We start from the raw sequence: 20,315 nt of genomic DNA on the forward strand, positions 1-20,315 counted from the left end.
TGCTCCGCGACGGCACCTTCTACGAACCCCGAACCCCCGCCGTCACCCTCGCCGCATGAAAGAGACCAACACCCCCGGAACCGGCAGCACGGGATTGACGAACTACATAGAGGCACCCCCCCGGCCTGGTGGGGCGGCGTCGTTCACCAGGCTTTGCGGCGGGGCGTCCGGTCGCCCTTTCGCACGGCCGGGCGGTGCGGCACCCGGCCGACCGGAGGTGACCCGCCGGCCCGAGGTCTCCGTCAGCCCGGGGTCTCCGCCGTCCAGGCCACGTCGCCGGGTCGCACCCGCCCGCACAGTGGCCCTCCGCGCGCGTCGCTCAGCCCGAGCCGCGCGACGAGCCGGCCGGAACCGGCCGCCGCGTCCAGTACCGCCGCGTCCACGTCCGCCAGCATCAGCTTGGCGCGCCGGAACATGCTGAAGACCCCGTGCCCGTCCAGCGTCCCCCACGAGAGGTAGACGAACCTGCCGCCGAGCCGGTCCTGCACGTAACGTCCGGTCAGCTCGACGCCGTCCGCCGTGGTCCGGGCGACGCACTCCAGCGTCCACACCGCCGACGGCGCGTCACCCCGGTGCGGCTCCAGCACCTCGCCCGGACGGTCCTTGCGCTGCACGCCGACGTACACCGGGCCGGCCTCCGGCGCACACGCGAAACCGGGGCCGGAACCGGGGAGGTCGGAGGCTTCGATGCAGATCTCCATGCCCCCATCGTCGCGCACCCCGCAGCCCCGCCCGACCGCCGTCGGTCCGCCGCGTCCCCGGCGGCCTCAGGCTGTTGTTCCCGGCGGGCCCCGGTCCGCCACTTCCGCCGGCGGGCCATTCCCTCCGCCCGGCTGCGTGCTTCGGCCGTGCCACGCCCGGAGTCGCCCGCCACCACGGCGCACCCGCCCACGGCGGGCGACAATCGGACCGAGGCGGGACCCCGTAGCCCCGCCCCCACCCCCGCACCCGGAGGAGCCCGACGATGACGCCGCCCGCATGGCTGACGGTAATGACCACGACGGACAGCGAGGAGAAGGCGCGGGAGCTGGCCCGTGGTGCGATCGAGGCCCGGCTCGCCGCCTGCGCCCAGATCTCCGCCCCCGTCACCTCCGTCTACCGTTGGAAGAACGCCATCGAGAGCAGCGAGGAATGGCAGGTGCTCTTCAAGACCTCGGCCGGGCGGTACGCCGAACTGGAGGAGTACCTCGACGCCGCCCACGACTACGACACTCCGGAGATCATCGCCACGCCCATCGTGCGCGGCAGCGCCCGCTATCTCGCCTGGGTGAACGCCGAGACCGCACCGGAAGCGGCGCTGTGACGGCCACCGGGGACCGCGAGGGCAGCCGCCCGGCGGCCGACGCCCTCCAGGGCTCCACCGCCCCCGCCACCCCCGTCGCCGATTCCGCCGCTCCCGCCGTCCCCGCGCCCCCTGCACACGGACACGCCCCCATCGCACCCGCCGCCGACCCCACCGTTCCCGCCGTCCCCGCGCCCCCTGCCCCCGGACACGCTCCCACCACCGAGCAGCCGTTCTTCGTCTACGGCACGCTGCTCCCCGGCGAGCCCAACCACGACATGTTCATCCGGGGCCGCAGCGCCCGCGAGGAGACCGCGCTGCTGCGCGGCGCGGTGCTCTACGACGGCCCCGGCTACCCGTACGCGATCGACGGCGACGCCGTCGTGCACGGCACCCTCGTCACCGCCGCCCCCGACGGCTACCGCGAACTCCTCGCGCTCCTCGACTCGCTGGAGGAGTTCCTCGGCCCCGGCCACCCCCGCAACCTCTACGAACGGGTGACCCGCGCCGTCGAACTCCCCGACGGCCGGACCGTACTCGCCTGGGTCTACCTCGCGGCCGCCGCCGTCACCCGCTCCCTGCACGCCGGCGGGGTACCCATCCCCGACGGACGCTGGCTCACCCGCCGGCCGCCTCCACCCGGACCGCGCACACCTTGAACTCCGGCATCCGTGAGACCGGGTCCAGCGCGGGGTTGGTCAGCGTGTTGGCCCGGCCCTCGCCCGCCCAGTGGAACGGCATGAAAACGGTGTCCTGCCGGATGCCGACCGTGATCCGGGCGGGAGCCACCGCCCGCCCGCGACGCGAGGTCACCGCCACCGGCTCCCCCTCCGCCACCCCGATCCGCTCCGCCAGCCGGGGATGCATCTCCACGAACGGTCCCGGCGCCGCCGCGTTCAGCTCCGCCACCCGACGGGTCTGCGCCCCCGACTGGTACTGCGACACCACCCGGCCCGTGGTCAGCACCACTGGATACGCCGCGTCCGTCTCCTCGGCCGACGCCCGGTGCTGCACCGGCACGAAGCGGGCCCGCCCGTCCTCGGTGGCGAACCGGTCCAGGAACAGCCGGGGCGTCCCCGGGTGCGCGGGCTCCGGACAGGGCCAGAACACCCCGTCCTCCGCCGCGATCCGCTCGTAACTGATTCCCGCGTAGTCGGCGGGACCGCCGGCCGACGCCCGCCGCAACTCGTCGAAGACCTCCTCCGGTTCGACCGGGAACCCCTTCCCGTGCCCGAGCAGTCCGGCCAGCCCGTGCAGCACCTCCAGGTCGCTGCGCACACCCTCCGGAGCCGTCACCGCGCGCCGCCGCAGCAGCACCCGGCCCTCCAGATTGGTGGTCGTCCCCGACTCCTCGGCCCACTGCGTCACCGGCAGCACCACGTCCGCCATGGCTGCCGTCTCCGACAGCACCACGTCCGCCACCGCCAGGAAGTCCAGCGACCGCAGCCGCTCCTCCACGTGCCCGGCACGCGGCGCGGACACCACCGGGTTCGACCCCATCACCAGCAGCGCCTTCACGTCCTGCCCGAGCGCGTCCAGCAACTCGTACGCACTGCGTCCGGGACCCGGCAGCGAGTCCGGGTCCACGCCCCACACCTCCGCGACATGACGGCGGGCGGCCGGGTCGGTGAGCTTGCGGTAACCGGGCAACTGGTCCGCCTTCTGCCCATGTTCACGGCCGCCCTGGCCGTTCCCCTGCCCGGTCAGGCAGCCGTACCCGGACAGCGGACGGCCCGCCCGCCCGGTCGCCAGACAGAAGTTGATCCAGGCGCCCACGGTGTCGGTGCCCTTGGACTGCTGCTCCGGCCCCCGTGCGGTCAGCACCATGCCCGACTCCGCATCGCAGAACAGATCAACAGCCGCACGCAGTTGGGGCACCGGTACCCCGGTGATCCGCTCCACCCACTCCGGCCAGTGCGCCATCGCCCCGGCCCGCGCCTCGTCCCAGCCGCTCGTCCGCTCCCGTACGAACTCCTCGTCCACCCGGCCCCCCGCGATCACGAGGTGCAGCATGCCGAGCGCCAGCGCCAGGTCGGTGCCCGGCCGGGGCGCCAGATGCAGATCGGCCTGCTCGGCGGTCCGCGTACGGCGCGGATCGATCACGATCAACGTGCCGCCGTTGGCCCGCAGTTCGGTGAGATACCGGAGGGCGGGCGGCATCGTCTCCGCGAGGTTCGACCCGACCAGGATCACGCACCCGGTACGCGGGATGTCCTCCAGCGGGAACGGCAGCCCCCGGTCCAGCCCGAACGCCCGCTGGTGCGCGGCGGCCGCCGACGACATGCAGAAACGCCCGTTGTAGTCGATCTGCGAGGTACCGAGCGCCACCCGGGCGAACTTCCCCAGCAGATAGGCTTTCTCGTTGGTCAGCCCGCCCCCGCCGAACACCCCCACCGCGTCGGCCCCGTGCACCGCCCGCGTACCGCGCAGTCCTTCGGCGACCCGCGCCAGCGCCTCGTCCCACCCGGCCGGCTCCAGCTCACCGCTCGCCCCGTTCCGCACCAGCGGCCCGGTCAGCCGCACCGCCGACGCCAGCACGGCGGGCGCGGTACGCCCCTTGCCGCAGAGCGCCCCGCGGTTCACGGGAAAGTCCGTACGCTCCACCACCTCGGCCACGGCATCGCCCGCCACCGGTCGCAGATTCATCCCGCACTGCAGGGCGCAGTACGGGCAGTGGGTCGGAGTGGCCGCAGCCTCGACGCTGGTCATGCGCCCAGCCTGCGAGCCCGGTATTACGGGCGGCCCGGCATCCGGTTACACCAGCGGTACGCGCACCTCAGCGGGGGCAACGGGGCGCGGTGAGGTGGGGTGGGGTGGGCGCAACCCCTTGGTGGGGTGTGCGGCGGAGGCGGGGCGGGGCTGCGGGGGCGGGCTGTTCCGTCAGCGGGTGAGGTCTCCGGCCTTGACGCCCGCCACGAAGGCGGCGAAGGCGGTGGCGGCGACGTCCAGGACGGGGCCGGCCGGGTTCTTGGAGTCACGGACGGGGACGACGCCGCGGGTGGCGACGGTGTTCGTGGCGATCTCGACGCAGTCACCGCCGTTGCTGCTGTAGGAGGACGTGAACCAACGGGGAGACTCCTGCGTCACGGGGTGCCCTTTCGTGCCTGTTCGATCATTGCCACGGTTGCTGCCTGTGTCAGCGACTCGCCCTGCAACTGACGGTATCCCCGCAGTAATCCGGTTACACCAGCGGTACGCGCACCTCAGCGGGGGGAACGGGGCGCGGTGAGGTGGGGTGGGCGCAGCCCCTCGGTGAGGTGTGCGGCGGGCGCGGGGCGGGGCTGCGGCGGGTGGCGCTGCGGGGGCGGGCTGTTCCGTCAGCGGGTGAGGTCTCCGGCCTTGACGCCCGCCACGAAGGCGGCGAAGGCGGTGGCGGCGACGTCCAGGACGGGGCCGGCCGGGTTCTTGGAGTCACGGACGGGGACGACGCCGCGGGTGGCGACGGTGTTCGTGGCGATCTCGACGCAGGCACCACCGTTCTCGCTGTAGGAGGACGTGAACCAAGAGGGTGACGCGTGCGTCATGGTGTGCCCTTTCGCATCTGCTGGATCATGGCCACGGACGCCGCCTGCGACAGCGCTTCACACTGCAACTGATGATAGATGGTGAGGAGAGGTACGACAGATTTGGTGTCGCGCTCCAGTTGGCCACGCTGTGCGGACTCGGCGTACGAGATCAGCGAACGGTTCTCCATGGTCAGGATGTAGAGCGGCAGGCTCAGGGGGCGCCGGTCGCCCAAAGCGAACGGGGCGACCTGGAAAACGGTGTTCGGTAGTGCAGCAAACGCCAGCAGCCGCTCGAACTGGCCGCGCATGACGGCGGCGTTGCCCACGGGGCGCCTGAGGCAGCTCTCGTCCAGTACGACGAAGATCAGAGGCGGCGGGCCTCGCCGGACTGATGCTTGGCGCTCGGCGATGAGAGCGTTGCGCTCGTTCCCCTGCTCGCGTGTGATCGAACCACGCTCCACGGAACGGGCTGTAAGGGCCTCGGCGTACTCGGGCGTCTGCAGGATTCCAGGGATGACACCGACCTCGTAGAGCCTGATCTCTACCGAGCGAGCCTCGTGGGCAACGTACTCCGGATACCCCTCCAGCAGAGCGGTGCGTCGCAATGCCCGACTCTGTCGCTCCAGTCGATTACCGGTGCCGAAAGCCCTGTCAGCGCCTGCCGTGAACTGTTGAGTTGGTGAGCGCTGTCCAGTTTCTACGGCCGAGACGTGTGCGCCCGTACATCCGATCCGTTTCCCCAACTCGGTCTGCGTCCAGCCACGATCATCACGCAGCCTGCGCAGTAAGGCGCCGAATGCCGCGCTCGGCGACTGTTCAGGGTCAAGTTCTTTTCGGTTGACCATCTGTATTTCAACTTACCCATCACCGCTGTTGAGTTGCCGACTCCTGAACTGTAGGCCACGCTGAGCCGCCTGGTAGTGGAATGGCTACAGAGAGGTATCTCCCATGTTCGCGTCATCGCTTCCGCCCCCCGGAACCGTCGTCGTAGACACCGGGCGGCAGGACCGCATCGGGGAGTTCAAGGGTTTCTCCGGCCCGTACTGGTCTTTGCGTCCGCTCGGTGGTGGACGCGAATGGGAGGCCGAGCCGGACCACGTGCGGCCGGCCACCCCCGAGGAGCGCATGCGCGCGGGAGTCGCACGGGACAACGAGAGAAGTCGGGGTGCCCTCCGGTGAACGAGATGATCGACCCTTCTCCGGGCGGGGCGCAGTCCTCGGCCGATTCTGCAGACTGCCTCGTGTGCAGAGAAATCGATGGTGCGGAGGCGGACGCCGAAACTGCCGGGGACCTGAGCCGTGCGGTCGACTGGCGCGTCCTGCGCCGACGTCACCAGGTCTCAGGCCACCGGGAGTCTGCACGTCACGCGCCGCACGGAGGTCTCCCTGCGGTACGTCCTCCGGTACGTGCGGAGGTGGACATGGTCGGCGCTCCCGCCCGTCGCATCGGGGCCGTGGTCCTGATCCGAAACCCCGAGGGCGATGTGCTGCTGGTCAGGCGCCTACACACGCTCGGGTGGCAGTTCCCCGGAGGGGAAGTCCGCCCGGACGAACCGATCGCGGTCGCGGGTGCACGTGAACTGTGCGAGGACACCGGACTCACCCGCGTGCTTACCCGTCTCCTCGCACTCGATCACGTGCCGGCCAACCCCGAGACGGGTGCGACCGAGGGTTTCGACCTCGTCTGCGACGGCGGCACGCTGACCGCCGAGCAGGCGTCCCGTGTGACCGTCCCGGACAGTGCCGCTCACGAACTGGTCGGCCTGCGGTGGGTCTCCCTGGACCAACTCGACGCCTACGCCCTGCCCCACCAGGAGCGCCGCATCCGCCACGCGGTCGCCGCGCACGACCACGGCCTCGGCTTGCCCCTTCTGGGACTGGGTGAACCCGTGTAGGTGGCGCGCGGGGCCGCGTCCTCGACCGGCGGACGGGGCCGGGGTCGGTGAACGGCATACCCGGCCTCGTTTTCAGCGATCAGCACGCTGGACCCGGCCCTGCCCGTTGTCCCCGCGCCGACCCACCTCCGCTCGCGCGGAGAGCACTTCGTCGGCTCCAGCCGGAGGACGTAGCCCTGCGACCCACCTCCGCTCGCGCGGAGAGCACGAGGGCATCCGCGCCGACCGGGTCGGCCGCCCCGACCCACCTCCGCTCGCGCGGAGAGCACTGGAACGGGGTCATCGACTGGCCCTTGTAGGACGACCCACCTCCGCTCGCGCGGAGAGCACGCGACCTTCTCCAGAGTGCCCATGGCGGTTTCCGACCCACCTCCGCTCGCGCGGAGAGCACCAACTTCGGCAGCGCGGGCACGAGCATCACGACGACCCACCTCCGCTCGCGCGGAGAGCACAACCAGCACGCCGCGCTCACCGACGACCCGGACGACCCACCTCCGCTCGCGCGGAGAGCACTTCGCCCACGGCGACGAGCCGATGCCGGCCGCCGACCCACCTCCGCTCGCGCGGAGAGCACCGACACAGGCCGCGGTCGCGGTGGCCCGGCAACGACCCACCTCCGCTCGCGCGGAGAGCACCTCACCGCGAAACTGGGCCCAGTTCGCTCTATCGACCCACCTCCGCTCGCGCGGAGAGCACGGTGGGCGTACGAGAGCCAGAACGCCCCGGCGGGACCCACCTCCGCTCGCGCGGAGAGCACGCGCTCAGCTCGTTCGGCGCGACGGCCCGCAGCGACCCACCTCCGCTCGCGCGGAGAGCACGCCGACGTGAAGCCCTTCTGCGCGTCCATGAGCGACCCACCTCCGCTCGCGCGGAGAGCACTGGGACATGCGGGGCAGCGTCGATCCCGAGTACGACCCACCTCCGCTCGCGCGGAGAGCACCGCGACACCACCTACGCGAAGATCGAATCGGCCGACCCACCTCCGCTCGCGCGGAGAGCACTTCGGGTCGCTGGCGTAGGAATACCCGCCGTACGACCCACCTCCGCTCGCGCGGAGAGCACTCGTCCGGGGCCGGGACCGATACCGGGTCCAGCGACCCACCTCCGCTCGCGCGGAGAGCACATCCGCCCAGGTGATCCGCGCCATCGGCGATGCGACCCACCTCCGCTCGCGCGGAGAGCACGAGCGCGAGTTCTGTTGCTCCTCCGGCGAGGTCGACCCACCTCCGCTCGCGCGGAGAGCACGTGCGCCGCACCATCTGCGAGCGCCACAGGTCCGACCCACCTCCGCTCGCGCGGAGAGCACACGCCGGGGCGATCTGCGGAAGCACAAAGGGAGGACCCACCTCCGCTCGCGCGGAGAGCACTACGGCGATTGCATTGCCATCCTGTTGATGGGTGACCCACCTCCGCTCGCGCGGAGAGCACCGGGGTCCCGAAGGTGATGGTCGCGCAGGAGTCGACCCACCTCCGCTCGCGCGGAGAGCACGGTCAGCGGCGCCGCCGGGTTCTGCCGGCGCGCGACCCACCTCCGCTCGCGCGGAGAGCACATCGAGCGCAGACCCTCGACGGCCCCGACGTCCGACCCACCTCCGCTCGCGCGGAGAGCACTATGTCGTTCTCGCTGAGACATAGTGACGCATCGACCCACCTCCGCTCGCGCGGAGAGCACGGGGATGCGGCACGGCCTGGTCGCGGTCCTGCGACCCACCTCCGCTCGCGCGGAGAGCACCCGGCCGTCCGACAGATCGCCGAGGAATGGAACGACCCACCTCCGCTCGCGCGGAGAGCACTCCGGGCGGACAACCGGCGTGTCCGCCGGGGCCGACCCACCTCCGCTCGCGCGGAGAGCACCCTTTTTGACCTGGCACGTTAGAGGGGCTTTGCTCTTTCTTGACTCTCGTTCGGAGTGGCCGGGCCTGGATGTCCAGCACGCAGCAGTGAGTGCCGAGTGCGGGTCGCGCTACTCGGCAACAGCTGCCTCGTCTGCGTCGAGCCGTAGTTTCGTTCGAGCATCGAGAGGACTTCCTCGCATCCAACGCCTGGGATCAAGATTTCGTTGTGGGTTGGGGGCCGTTGGCGTGCAGGCCGCCTGAAGTGACCAGCGGTGATGCTGCCCACGTTCACTACCGACAGTGCCCTCCCCGGTCGGTCAAGTCTAGGTGTGGGGTCCGGGGCTGCGAGGGGCTTTCGTTTGCTCCGGTCGTACCCGCCCACCGTCTCTCCCGTCCCCCGGCTGTGGTGCCTCGACTGCGTTTTCTTCGGGGCCCGAGGAAGTGCGGGGTGGGGTGGAGGGTTTCTTCGAGGGCGGCCTTAGTGGCGGCGAGGATTTCGCGGGTGTCGTCGTGGCACCAGGTGAGGTAGTGCACGCCGGTGCCGTAGGCGTCGATGCCGGCAAATTTGACAGAGTGTGACGGCGCGGCAGATGTGGAAGCCTTGGCTCACCGGGATCGCGCGGTCCATATCCAAAGGTGCGGTCGTCGGGCACGCCGCGCTGGGTGAGGTCGGTGCGCATGGCGTCGGGCTCGTCGTATGCGGTACGGCTATGGACGCCCGCGGCAAGTACCGCCCGCACCTTCCCTGCTCCGTACAACTCCGCTGCCGCGTCAAGCCGGTGGCGAACTGCCTGCGTCCGCGTTCCGTGGCTCCGGCGTTCTGCCGGGAGTGTGGCGGACGCGCTTCGGGCGAGAGGCCAGCAGGCCCCGCGAGGGCTGTGACCGCATCCGAAGCAGCTCTCTCACGTGGTGAACCGGTGTGCCGTCCTCCACGTTGCGCTGGTTGGACGCGCGTGCGTCCCTGCGTTGCCGCCGTGCCCTGTGGTCCACGGCGGCACTACACCCACCACGGAAGGAACAACTCACCAGTGAAGCGCTTCCTCACACGTCTCGCGGTAGTCGCGGCGGCCGGTGCCATCGCCGTTGTGCTGCCGGCTTCGTCGGCGTCCGCCATCAACCGCGTCGGTTGTAACGAATCGGGCTACCTGACGGTTCACAACTCGGGCGGCTCCCTCTGCTTCGCCAACGCGGGCACGGAAAGCGTCGCGATTTACGGCGTGGACCAGATCTGGACCGGCAACAACAAGGTCACGTTCGAATACGTGCCGAAGCTGGGCGCGTCGACGACCAGCGAGACCATTGAGAAGTGGAGCTACGGGAAGGTCACCGGCGAGCCCATTCACAAGATCACGAAGATCAGGATCTGGTAGCACCCCACACGGCTGCACGACGTAGCCACCGTGCCGTTGAGGGAGGTGTTCGACACCGCCTCAGCGGCACGACCGCGTCTGCACGGCAGCCGGGCCCGGCTCGCTACCGAGCGCGGACGCCTCCCCGAACGGTAGTTGGCCCGGCCATAGCCTTCCCAGGGGCACGCAATTGCACTTCCCGCGCTCGACCGCACCGCACATGGTCTCCGGCAGGGGAGCCGCGCTCAGGGAAGTTGCTCAAGCGGGATCGCCGACCGTCTCGCTCGCTGCCGTCCCTCGCCTACCGCCCTTCCCCGTCCCCCGACAGTGCTGCCTCGATTCCGTCTTCCTCGGGGCCGAGGAAGTGTGGGTCGGGTCGGAGGGTTGCGTCGAGGGCGGCCTTGGTGGCGGCGAGTATTTCGCGGGTGCCGCCGTAGTACCAGGTGATGTCGTGTACATCGTCCACGCCGATGCCGTAGGCGTCGATGCCGGCGGAGCGGCAGAGGGTGACGGCGCGGCGGATGTGGAAGCCCTGGCTCACCAGGATGGCGCGGTCGACGCCGAAGATGCGTTTGGCGCGGACGCAGGAGTCCCAGCTGTCGAAGCCCGCGTAGTCGCTGACGATGCGGTCGTCGGGCACGCCGTGCTGGGTGAGGTAGGTGCGCATCGCGTCCGGCTCGTCGTACTCGGTGCGGCTGTTGTCGCCCGTGACCAGTACCGCCCGTACCTTGCCGGCCTCGTACAAGTCCACTGCCGCGTCCAGCCGGTGGGCGAGGTAAGGCGTCGGCTTACCGTCCCAGAGGCCCGCGCCGAAGACGACGGCGACGTCTTGTGCGGGAACGTCCGAGGCGGTCCGCACGTGCGTGTCGGCCGCCGTGTACATCCACGTCATCGGAGTGAGCGCCAGGACGCAGGCGAGCAGCAGGCCCTGGAACGCGCGGCGTTGACCGCGTCGGGTGCGCGGGACGAGCGCCGCGAGGCGCGCCGCGAACTTCCGCGGCGTGCGTGACCTCGCGGCCGACAGGAGCCGGGACGGGGACAGTGACGAGGACGGTGGTCGTGACGGGGACGGTGGCCGGAACCGCCCCGACAGCTCCGAGATCCTGGGTAGTTGCGGTCTTCGCACGGTATCCCTCCCGGCCGGCGCGGGACAGGGACCGCGTGGCGCTCTCCACCTGTCGGACGCGTGATCACGGCCCAGGGTTTCCGCCAGCCCCGAACATTTTGCCAAAAGCGCAGGTCGGAGGAGGGAGGGGCCGGGCATCATGTGGCGCATGACCGCTACGGACCGCTTTTCCGACCTGCCTCCGACCTGCGCGCCCGCCGTTCGCCCGCGTGTGGTCGCCACCGACCTCGACGGGACCCTGCTGCGCCGCGACGGCACGTTGTCGCCGCGCACGTTGCGGGCGCTGGACGCGGCTCGGGGCGGGGGCGCCGAGGTCGTGGTGGTGACGGCCCGGCCGCCCAGGTATCTGGACCGGCTCGCGACCGCGACGGGACTGACCGGGACCGCCGTGTGCAGCAACGGTGCGGACGTGTACGACCTCGCCTCCCGTGCCGTCCTCTCCTCCCGGGTGCTTGCCCCCGACACCGTTCGCCGGGTCACCGATGCGCTGACGGCGGCCGTGCCGGGCATCGCCTTCGCCCTGGAGACCGGTACCCGGGTTCTGTTTGAGCCTGCCTTCGGGCTGCGGCACGCGGGGGACGAGGCGGCCGAGATGCCGGTGCCGTCCCGTGAGGCGCTCTGGCGCTCAGGGGTGGCCGTCACCAAGCTGCTGGCGTGGTCCGACAGCATCGACGCGGACACCCTGATGACCCTCGCCCGGGTCGTCGCCCCCGAGTGGGCTCAGGTCACGCACTCCGGCGGCCCCGGACTGCTGGAGATCAGCGCGCCGGGCGTCACCAAGGCGTCCACCCTGGCCGAGGTGTGCGCCGGCTGGTCGGTGTCCGCCGCCGAGGTCGTCGCCTTCGGTGACATGCCCAACGACTTGGCCGTCCTGGGCTGGGCCGGGGCCGGTTACGCGATGGGCAACGCCCACCCCGCCGTCCTCGCCGCGACCTCTCTGCGTACCTCGACCAACGAGGAGGACGGAGTCGCGGCCGTGCTGGAGCGCCTGTTCGGGACGGGTACCTCTACGGGCGCGGGCACGGGCGCGGGCACGGTCCTGGCTCCGGCCGAGCGGGCCGGTACGGCGGCGGACACGCAGACGACCCCCGCCTGATCGCTTGCCGCCCGGTCCTTGTCCGACCACCTCTGGTCCTGCCCGACCCTCGATGCCCCGGCCCCACCGAACCCCCACCGACGTGCTGCCCACCGCCCCCACCGCCCACCGGCCCCGTTTCCGCCACCTGTCATCGCGTCCCCGTCCCGCGTGAGGGGGTGGAAAAAGGGCGTGACCGCCGGGCAACGGACCAGCAACCTCCGTCCGGCACCATCGACGTATGACGGATCAGGCGCAGAACCCCAGCCGCGAGCCCTCCCCCCGCGACGGCGGCCACCACGCCTGCCCCGACAGCCCTGACAGCGCCACGCACCTCGGTTCCCGGCCCACCGACCAGGCCGCCCGCCTCAGCCTCGTAGCGCCGAACGGATCTCGTACTGGACCCCGTACGGGTACCCGTACTGGACCTCGTACGGGTACCCGTACGGGCCCTCGCACAGCGCCCCGCACCGCTCCTCCCGCGCTCGTCGCCGTCGCGCACGGCAGCCGGGACCCGCGCGCCCTGCGTACCACTCAGGAACTCCTCTCCCTCGTCCGCGAGCTGCGCCCCGGCCTCGACGTACGGCTCGGGCACATCGAACTCAACGCGCCCCTGCTGCCCGACACGCTCGCCGGGCTCGGGCGGGGCGACGCCGTCCTCGTACCGCTGCTGCTCGGGCGCGGGCACCACGTCAAGCACGACCTGCCGCTCGCCGCCGCCGGGGCGCCGCTGCTGCGTACCAGGATCGCCGCCCCGCTCGGGCCCCACCCGCTGCTGGTGGAAGCGCTGTACGGGCGGCTCGTGGAGGCGGGCTGGCCGGCCGACGGGCCCGCGCCAGGCGGGGCGGCCGTGGTGCTGGCGGCGGCCGGGTCGCGCGACCCGGAGTCGGCGGTCGACACCCGGCGTACCGCTCGGATGCTGTCCGAGCGGCTCCGCGGGGTGCCCGTCGTCCCCGCGTACGCCTCCGCCGCCACCCCGACCGTGCCCGTAGCGGTACGGGCCCTGGCGGCACGCGGTCACCACCGGGTCGCCGTCGCCTCCTACTTCGCCGCCCCCGGTCGCTTCGCCACCGCCGCGGCCGACGCCGCGCCCGGCATCGCGGCCGCCCCGCTGGGCGCGCACCCCGCGATGGCCCGGTTGCTGCTGCACCGCTACGACTCGGCCCTGGCCGCCGCACCCCCAGTCCCCGACACCCTCGCCACGGGCGCAGCCCTCGCGGCCCTCGCCTGAGCGACCCGCACCCGGCCGATCGCACTCCGCCGATCGCACCCGGCCGACCGCACCCGCCGTCCGGCTTCCCCGCCCCGGCGGCGAACGGGCCGGTGTCCGAAAGGCGCGGGCCGCCCCCCGAATTCACCCGCAGGACCCCGCGAGCAGGGCAAGCCCACGACACGCTGTCGGTCCCGGTCGCTACTGTCGGGAGTATGGACGGGACACAGGGCGCACACGGAGCACATCGGGCACCGGGCACACCGGCCGACCGGACCCCCACCGCGGGGGCCGTGCCGCGATCACCGGCGACCCCGCACGCACCGGCCGGCGCGCAGAACGCCTCGGCACAGACCGGCGCGCAGAGTGCCCCCGCACCGGCCGGCCCCCGCCCGCAGACCGCCGCCGCCCTGCCCCAGCCGCCCCACCCGCAGGCGACCCCCTACACGTACGCCGACACCGAGCGCTGGGACGCCGAGCCGGACAAGCGGCCCGGCCGCACCGCCTTCCAGCGCGACCGCGCCCGGGTGCTGCACTCCGCGGCGCTGCGCAGGCTGGCCGGGAAGACGCAGGTGGTCACGCCCGGCACCCGGGGCCTGTCCTGGGACGCCAGTCCCCGCACCCGGCTCACCCACTCCCTGGAGTGCGCCCAGGTCGGCCGCGAGCTCGGGGCGGTGCTGGGGTGCGACCCGGACCTGGTGGAGGCGGCCTGCCTCTCCCACGACATGGGCCACCCGCCGTTCGGGCACAACGGGGAGCAGGCGCTCAACGACTTCGCCTCCGACTGCGGAGGCTTCGAGGGCAACGCCCAGTCGCTGCGGCTGCTGACCCGGCTGGAGCCGAAGCGGTTCGTCCGCGACCCCCGCACCGGGGAGCCGACCAGCGTCGGGCTCAACCTCACCCGGGCCGCGCTGGACGCCGCCACCAAGTACCCGTGGCCGCGCGGCGGCCGTCCCGACGATCCGGCCTCCCCGAAGTTCGGGGTGTACGAGGACGACGTGCCGGTGTTCGAGTGGGCCCGCCGGGACGCGCCGGCCGGGCGTACCTGCTTCGAGGCGCAGGTCATGGACTGGTCCGACGACGTCGCCTATTCGGTCCACGACTTCGAGGACGGACTGCACGCCGGTCACATCGACCCCGGTTGCCTGTCCGTCGAGGCCGAACGGCAGGAGATCTGCTCGGTCGCCCTCGGCCGGTACGTCCCGGCGGACACCGACCCGGCGGAGCTGTCCGAGGCGCTGGACCGGCTGACGGCGGAGGAGTGGTGGCCGCACGGCTACGACGGCTCCGCCGTGTCCCAGGCCCGGCTGAAGGACGCCACCAGCCAGCTCATCGGCCGGTTCTGCCAGGCGGCGGAGAGCGCCACCCGTGATCTCTACGGGCCGGGACGGCTCGGCCGGTACGCCGCCGAACTCGTCGTCCCGCGTGCCGTCCAGCACGAGTGCGCGATGCTCAAGGCGGTCGCCGACCGGTACGTGATGCAGCGCGCCGAACAGGAGGCGATCCGGGCCGACCAGCGGATCGTCATCGCTGAACTCGCCGCCGCGCTCACCACCCGTGCCCCCGAGGGGCTGGAGCCGCAGTTCCGTGCGCTGTTCCTGGCGGCGGACGACGACCGGGCCCGCAAGCGCGTCCTCGTCGACCAGATCGCGGCCCTCACCGACGCCGCCGCCCGCTCCCTGCACCGCCGCCTCACCTCCACCCCGCACTGACCCGCCAGCCCCGCACTGGCCCCGCTCCCGCACTGGGGAGACCGCCCGCCCCGCACTGAGGAGACCGCGCCGCAGCGCCCCGCACCGAGCCCGCCGTCCCGTCCCGCCCCGCCGACACCGCCCCCGCGCCCGGAACTCCCCCGCAGGGCGGGACCTGCCGTTGAGGGGGCGCGCCGACCTCCTGGGTCGGGGGCGCGGGTGATCTGCTGGGAACGTGCGGGCGACCCCCGGGGAACCGGCGCACAGCGACAGGGTGTGAGCTGTACGGGGCACACCCTCTTTCGCCATCACGCTGTGTGCGGGACGCTCGCAGCGGGACGGCGCCGCGCAGAACAGTACTGAGGAGGCATCACGTGGTGGACGCACACAGGACGTTCGTCATCGTCGGCGGAGGTCTGGCGGGAGCGAAGGCGGCCGAGACACTCCGGGCGGAGGGGTTCGGCGGCCGGGTCATCCTGATCGGCGACGAGCGGGACCATCCCTACGAGCGGCCGCCCCTGTCCAAGGGGTACCTGGCCGCGAAGGCGGAACGGGACAGCGTCTTCGTGCACGAGCGCGGCTGGTACGCGGCGTCGGACGTCGAACTCCACCTCGGTCAGCCCGTCACCTCCGTCGACCGGTACGCACGCTCCGTGCACCTCGGCGACAGCACGGTGATCCACTACGACAAGCTCCTGCTGGCCACCGGCGCCGAGCCGCGCAGGCTCCCGGTGCCGGGCACCGATCTGGTCGGGGTCCACCACCTGCGCCGGCTCGCCCACGCCGACCGGCTGCGGAACGTGCTGGCCGGTCTGGGCCGGGACAACGGCCATCTGGTCATCGCGGGGGCGGGCTGGATCGGTCTTGAGGTCGCGGCGGCGGCGCGCGGCTACGGCGCGGAGGTGACCGTCGTCGAGGCGGAGCCGACCCCGCTGCACGGGGTGATGGGGCCGGAGCTGGGGCAGATCTTCACCGACCTGCACAGCGACCACGGCGTCCGCTTCCACTTCGGCGCGCGTCTCACGGAGATCGTCGGGCAGGACGGGCAGGTGCTCGCCGTGCGGACCGACGACGGGGAGGAGCACCCGGCCCACCACGTCCTGGCCGCGATCGGGGCCGCGCCCCGCACCGCGCTGGCGGAGGCCGCCGGACTGGAGCTGGCGGACCGGTCGGCCGGCGGCGGCATCGCGGTGGACGCCGCGCTGCGCACCTCGGACCCGAACATCTACGCGGCGGGGGACGTGGCGGCCGTCGAGCACCCGCTGTTCGGCGCCCGGCTGCGGGTCGAGCACTGGGCGAACGCGCTGAACGGGGGGCCGGCCGCCGCCCGCTCCATGCTCGGCCGGGAGACCTCGTACGACCGGGTGCCGTACTTCTTCTCCGACCAGTACGACCTGGGCCTCGAATACTCGGGCTGGGCCCCGCCCGGCCACTACGACCAGGTGGTCATCCGGGGCGACGCCGGCAAGCGCGAGTTCATCGCGTTCTGGCTGAAGGACCACCGGGTGCTGGCGGGGATGAACGTCAATGTGTGGGACGTCACCGACCCCGTCCAGGAGCTGATCCGCAGCGGCGCCCGCGTCGACCCCGACGCCCTGTCCGACCCGTCCGTCCCGCTGTCGTCCCTGCTCTGACCTGCGGCGCACCGGCCCCGGCGACCGTGCCGCACCGGCCCCGGCCGCCGTCCGGGGCGGTGCGGACCGTCCCGGCGCGCGGCCCCGGCCGCCCCGGCGGGGCCCGTACGGTCCGGCCGGGGGCCCGCCCCGGCCGCCGGGTCCGGACGCCTCCCGTCCCCCGTAGACTTCACGCGTGGCAGGCAGGATCAATGACGAGGACGTGAAGGCGGTACGGGACGCGGTCCCGATCGACGCCGTCGTTTCCGAGTACCTCCAGCTGCGCAACGCGGGCGGCGGCAACCTCAAGGGACTCTGCCCCTTCCACGACGAGAAGTCCCCCTCCTTCCAGGTCAGCCCGTCCAAGGGGCTGTTCCACTGCTTCGGCTGCCAGGAGGGCGGCGACACGATCGCGTTCGTGATGAAGATCGACCACCTCACGTTCTCGGAGACGGTCGAGCGCCTCGCCGCCAAGGCGGGCATCACCCTGCGGTACGAGGAGGGCGGCTACAACCCCTCCCACCAGCGCGGCGAACGCATCCGGCTGATCGAGGCGCACCAGGCGGCGGCGGCCTTCTACGTCCAGCAGCTCGAAGGGCCCGAGGCGGAGATCGGCCGCAGGTTCCTTGCCGAGCGCGGCTTCGACCAGGCCGCGGCCGCCCACTTCGGCATCGGCTACAGCCCGGCCGGCTGGGACCACCTCACCCGCTATCTGCGCGGCAAGGGGTTCAGCGACAAGGAGCTGATCACCTCCGGCCTGTCCCAGGACGGCCGCCGCGGGCCCATCGACCGCTTCCGCGGCCGGCTGATGTGGCCGATCAGCGACACCTCCGGGGAGATCGTCGGCTTCGGGGCGCGCAAGCTCCGGGACGACGACAACGGCCCGAAGTACCTCAACACCCCCGAGACGCCGGTCTACAAGAAGTCCCAGGTGCTCTACGGCATCGACCTGGCGAAGAAGGACATCGCCAAGGTCAGCCGGGCCGTCGTCGTCGAGGGGTACACCGACGTGATGGCCTGCCACCTGGCGGGGATCACCACCGCCATCGCCACCTGCGGCACCGCCTTCGGCAACGACCACATCAAGATCCTGCGCAGGCTCCTGATGGACAACGGCAGCGCCCGGGTGATCTTCACCTTCGACGGTGACGCGGCCGGTCAGAAGGCGGCGCTGCGGGCGTTCGAGGACGACCAGAAGTTCGCCGCCGAGACCTACATCGCCATCGCCCCGGACAACATGGACCCCTGCGACCTGCGGCTGGCCAAGGGCGACGACGCGGTGCGCGACCTGGTGGAGCCCCGGACGCCGCTCTTCGAGTTCGCGCTGCGCCAGATCGTCGCCCGGTACGACCTGGAGACCCCGGCGGGCCGCGCGGCCGCCCTCGACGAGGCGGCGCCCGTCGTCGCCAAGATCAAGACGAGCAGCGTGCAGCGGGAGGTCGCCGTCCAGCTCGCCGGTCTGGTCGGCATTCTCGACCAGGAGTACGTCGTGCACCGCGTGGCCCAGCTCGCCCGGTGGGCGCGCGACGGCGGCGACCGGGGCGGGAAGAACGGGCAGCGCCGCCAGGGGCAGGGGCAGGTACAGGGCCGTGGCGGTCGCCCGGAGGACATCCCGGCCCCCGCCGCCCGGTCCGGCCCCGCGCTCAACCTCCGCAGCCCCGCCCACCGCACCGAGCGCGAACTGCTGAAGCTCGCCCTCCAGAAGCCCGCCCTGGTCTCCCCGGCGTTCGACGCGTACGGCTCCGACGAGTTCACCGCCCCGCCCTACGCGGCGGTGCGCGAGTGCATCGCGCAGGCGGGCGGCGCCGAGCAGGGCACCGTGGAGCCCCGCGACTACCTGGCCGCCGTCCTCGACGCCGCGCCCAACGACACCGTGCGCAACCTCGTCACCGAGCTGGCCGTCGAGGTCTTCCACGGCAAGTCCATCGACGAGACGTACGCGGGCATGCAGTTGGTCCAGGTCCGGGTGCGGGCCGTGGACCGCAGGATCGACGACGTGCAGAGCAGCCTGGCCCGTCTCGGCAGCAACGTCGCCCCCGACCACCTCGCCGCCGCGCAGAACGAGGTCTGGGTCCTCCAGCAGTACGCCCAGGCGCTCCGCGCCCACGGCACCGACGCCCTCTGACCCCCACCGTTTCCCCTCTCCGACCCACACCCGGCCGGCTCGCAGTCCCACACCCGCTCCGCCTCGGGCGGCACGACGCCGTGGCACGCGCGCGTGCTTTCGCGATCACCGCGTCACCTCCCGCTTGCAAAAAGTCACCGCCGACCCCTCGTGGCGGTGATGTGTCGTACGCCACACTGGACGGCGGTGTCGGGCGGGTCCCACGGGCCGGTCCGGAGCCCCAACGGAACGCGTCGGCCCCGACGGGGGCGGACGGAACGCACCGGTCCGCTCCGGCGGGCCCCCTTCCGCTTTCCGGCAGCGAACGACTGGAGGTCGCCTCCGTGCAGACCTGGACCGTGCAGACCCGGACCGCGCAGCCCCGCAGGGCCGCACAGCCCCACGCGCCGCAGCCCCACCCCGCGCCGACGCTGCCCGCCGCACCGGCCCTGCACGCCGAGCACGCGCCGGCCATCCCCTCCCAGAGCCGGGCCGCGCACCATCCGGAGGGCGGCCCGCAGGCGGTCCGCGCGGACCCGGAGCCCGAGCCGGGGGAGTGGTCCGACCGCCAGTCGTTCCCGTCCCCGCCCCTCTCCCCGTCCCCGCCGCTGTCCCCGTCCCCGGACGCCGTGCTGGAGGAGGCGGCGGAGGACGCCGAGGCCCCGGAGCCACGGACCCGCGCCGACCGGTACGGCCCCCAGTCCGACCTGTTCCGGCAGTACCTGCGCGAGATCGGCCGCATCCCGCTGCTGACCGCGGCCGAGGAAGTGGAGCTGGCACGCCGGGTGGAGGCCGGTCTCTTCGCGGAGGAGCGGCTCGCCCGCACCCCGGAACCCGGCCTCCGGGACGCCCACGACCTCGACCGGCTGGTGGTGCTCGGCCGCGCGGCCAAACGCCGCCTCATCGAGGCCAACCTCCGGCTGGTCGTCTCCGTCGCCAAGCGGTACGTCGGCCGCGGGCTGACCATGCTGGACCTCGTCCAGGAGGGCAACCTCGGCCTGATCAGAGCCGTCGAGAAGTTCGACTACGCCCGCGGCTACAAGTTCTCCACGTACGCGACCTGGTGGATACGCCAGTCCATGTCCCGCGCCCTCGCCGACCAGGCCCGCACCATCCGGGTGCCGGTGCACGTGGTCGAGCTGATCAACCGCGTCGTCCGCGTCCAGCGCCGCCTGCTCCAGGAGCGCGGTGTCGAGCCGGCGCCCGAGGAGGTCGCCGCCCAGCTCGACCTCACCCCCGAACGCGTCACCGAGGTGCTGCGGCTCTCCCAGGAACCCGTCTCACTGCACGCGCCGGTGGGGGAGGCGGACGAAGTCGCGTTCGGCGACCTCATCGAGGACGGCGACGCCCCCTCGCCCCCCGAGTCCGCCGCCTTCCTGCTGCTGCGCGAACACCTGGAAGCGGTGCTCTCCTGCCTCAACGAACGCGAGCGCAAGGTCGTCCAGCTCCGCTACGGCCTCGACGACGGGGAGCCCCGCACCCTGGAGGAGATCGGCCGGCTCTTCGGCGTCACCCGTGAACGCATCCGGCAGATCGAGGCCAAGACCCTCAGCAAGCTGCGCGGCCACGCCTACGCGGACCAGCTCCGCGGCTACCTCGACTGAGACCGGACCGGGGGCGGACGGACAT

The 20,315-nt window shown here is 72.5% G+C and carries 17 protein-coding genes, 1 pseudogene and 1 CRISPR repeat array; of the genes and pseudogenes, 11 read left to right on the top strand and 7 right to left on the bottom strand.

Going from position 1 to position 20,315, the window contains the following annotated elements:
• Positions 1-242: 242 nt before the first annotated feature.
• Positions 243-701, bottom strand: coding sequence for a DUF5990 family protein (locus Q0994_RS06705; protein ID WP_299530343.1), 459 nt, complete (start codon positions 699-701; stop codon positions 243-245).
• Between the two features lie 263 nt (positions 702-964).
• Here Q0994_RS06705 and cutA point away from each other — a divergent pair, with 263 nt between their 5' ends.
• Positions 965-1,303, top strand: a complete 339-nt coding sequence (cutA, locus tag Q0994_RS06710; RefSeq protein ID WP_299530345.1) for a divalent-cation tolerance protein CutA — start codon at positions 965-967, stop codon at positions 1,301-1,303.
• Positions 1,304-1,434: 131 nt separating this feature from the next.
• A complete protein-coding gene (locus tag Q0994_RS06715; RefSeq protein WP_299531284.1) occupies positions 1,435-1,941 on the top strand; it encodes a gamma-glutamylcyclotransferase family protein in 507 nt (168 codons plus the stop codon).
• Here Q0994_RS06715 and Q0994_RS06720 read toward each other — a convergent pair.
• The 4 genes from Q0994_RS06720 to Q0994_RS06735 form a co-directional block, all read right to left on the bottom strand.
• Positions 1,901-3,991: a molybdopterin oxidoreductase family protein gene (locus Q0994_RS06720; RefSeq protein WP_299530347.1), complete on the bottom strand. Its 2,091-nt coding sequence runs from the start codon at positions 3,989-3,991 to the stop codon at positions 1,901-1,903. The two genes, Q0994_RS06715 and Q0994_RS06720, sit on opposite strands and share 41 nt — an antisense overlap.
• Before the next feature lie 171 nt (positions 3,992-4,162).
• The gene (locus Q0994_RS06725) at positions 4,163-4,369 is read right to left on the bottom strand and encodes a DUF397 domain-containing protein (protein ID WP_299530349.1); all 207 of its coding nucleotides are present in this window, start codon (positions 4,367-4,369) and stop codon (positions 4,163-4,165) included.
• Between the two features lie 230 nt (positions 4,370-4,599).
• Positions 4,600-4,806 (bottom strand): DUF397 domain-containing protein, encoded by a 207-nt coding sequence (locus tag Q0994_RS06730; RefSeq protein ID WP_299530351.1) that lies wholly within the window; start codon positions 4,804-4,806, stop codon positions 4,600-4,602.
• Entirely contained in the window at positions 4,803-5,633 is an 831-nt protein-coding gene (locus Q0994_RS06735; RefSeq protein WP_299530353.1) for a helix-turn-helix transcriptional regulator, read from the bottom strand. Before Q0994_RS06735 ends, Q0994_RS06730 begins: the two co-directional genes overlap by 4 nt.
• A gap of 103 nt (positions 5,634-5,736) precedes the next feature.
• Here Q0994_RS06735 and Q0994_RS06740 point away from each other — a divergent pair, with 103 nt between their 5' ends.
• Both Q0994_RS06740 and Q0994_RS06745 read left to right on the top strand, forming a co-directional pair.
• On the top strand, positions 5,737-5,967 hold the full coding sequence (locus Q0994_RS06740) for a hypothetical protein (RefSeq protein WP_299530355.1): 231 nt from the start codon (positions 5,737-5,739) through the stop codon (positions 5,965-5,967).
• A 242-nt stretch (positions 5,968-6,209) separates the two neighbouring features.
• A complete protein-coding gene (locus Q0994_RS06745; protein ID WP_299530357.1) occupies positions 6,210-6,683 on the top strand; it encodes an NUDIX domain-containing protein in 474 nt (157 codons plus the stop codon).
• Between the two features lie 118 nt (positions 6,684-6,801).
• Positions 6,802-8,537: direct repeats of the CRISPR family, unit length 28 nt; unit sequence GACCCACCTCCGCTCGCGCGGAGAGCAC.
• Between the two features lie 407 nt (positions 8,538-8,944).
• On the opposite strand, the pseudogene Q0994_RS06750 reads toward Q0994_RS06745, so the two are convergent.
• Positions 8,945-9,306 (bottom strand): annotated as a pseudogene (locus Q0994_RS06750) (hypothetical protein); the annotation flags it as partial.
• 240 nt (positions 9,307-9,546) lie between these two features.
• Between Q0994_RS06750 and Q0994_RS06755 the strand changes: the two are divergent.
• Positions 9,547-9,888 (top strand): beta/gamma crystallin domain-containing protein, encoded by a 342-nt coding sequence (locus tag Q0994_RS06755; protein ID WP_299530359.1) that lies wholly within the window; start codon positions 9,547-9,549, stop codon positions 9,886-9,888.
• 280 nt (positions 9,889-10,168) lie between these two features.
• Here Q0994_RS06755 and Q0994_RS06760 read toward each other — a convergent pair whose 3' ends face one another.
• Complete coding sequence (locus tag Q0994_RS06760) at positions 10,169-10,891, bottom strand: vancomycin high temperature exclusion protein (RefSeq protein WP_299531286.1); 723 nt, start codon at positions 10,889-10,891, stop codon at positions 10,169-10,171.
• A gap of 313 nt (positions 10,892-11,204) precedes the next feature.
• Between Q0994_RS06760 and Q0994_RS06765 the strand changes: the two genes are divergently transcribed.
• From Q0994_RS06765 to Q0994_RS06790, 6 genes are all read left to right on the top strand, one after another.
• Positions 11,205-12,089 (top strand): HAD family hydrolase, encoded by an 885-nt coding sequence (locus Q0994_RS06765; protein ID WP_299531288.1) that lies wholly within the window; start codon positions 11,205-11,207, stop codon positions 12,087-12,089.
• Between the two features lie 220 nt (positions 12,090-12,309).
• Complete coding sequence (locus Q0994_RS06770) at positions 12,310-13,299, top strand: sirohydrochlorin chelatase (protein ID WP_299530361.1); 990 nt, start codon at positions 12,310-12,312, stop codon at positions 13,297-13,299.
• Positions 13,300-13,571: 272 nt separating this feature from the next.
• Positions 13,572-14,990, top strand: coding sequence for a deoxyguanosinetriphosphate triphosphohydrolase (locus tag Q0994_RS06775; RefSeq protein ID WP_299530363.1), 1,419 nt, complete (start codon positions 13,572-13,574; stop codon positions 14,988-14,990).
• 353 nt (positions 14,991-15,343) lie between these two features.
• On the top strand, positions 15,344-16,603 hold the full coding sequence (locus tag Q0994_RS06780) for an NAD(P)/FAD-dependent oxidoreductase (RefSeq protein ID WP_299530365.1): 1,260 nt from the start codon (positions 15,344-15,346) through the stop codon (positions 16,601-16,603).
• A 175-nt stretch (positions 16,604-16,778) separates the two neighbouring features.
• A complete protein-coding gene (gene dnaG / locus Q0994_RS06785) occupies positions 16,779-18,707 on the top strand; it encodes a DNA primase (RefSeq protein WP_299530367.1) in 1,929 nt (642 codons plus the stop codon).
• Positions 18,708-19,030: 323 nt separating this feature from the next.
• Positions 19,031-20,290, top strand: a complete 1,260-nt coding sequence (locus Q0994_RS06790; RefSeq protein WP_299530369.1) for an RNA polymerase sigma factor — start codon at positions 19,031-19,033, stop codon at positions 20,288-20,290.
• Positions 20,291-20,315 lie beyond the last annotated feature (25 nt).

Source organism: uncultured Streptomyces sp. (assembly GCF_947488945.1).
In the GTDB taxonomy this organism is placed as follows: domain Bacteria; phylum Actinomycetota; class Actinomycetes; order Streptomycetales; family Streptomycetaceae; genus Streptomyces.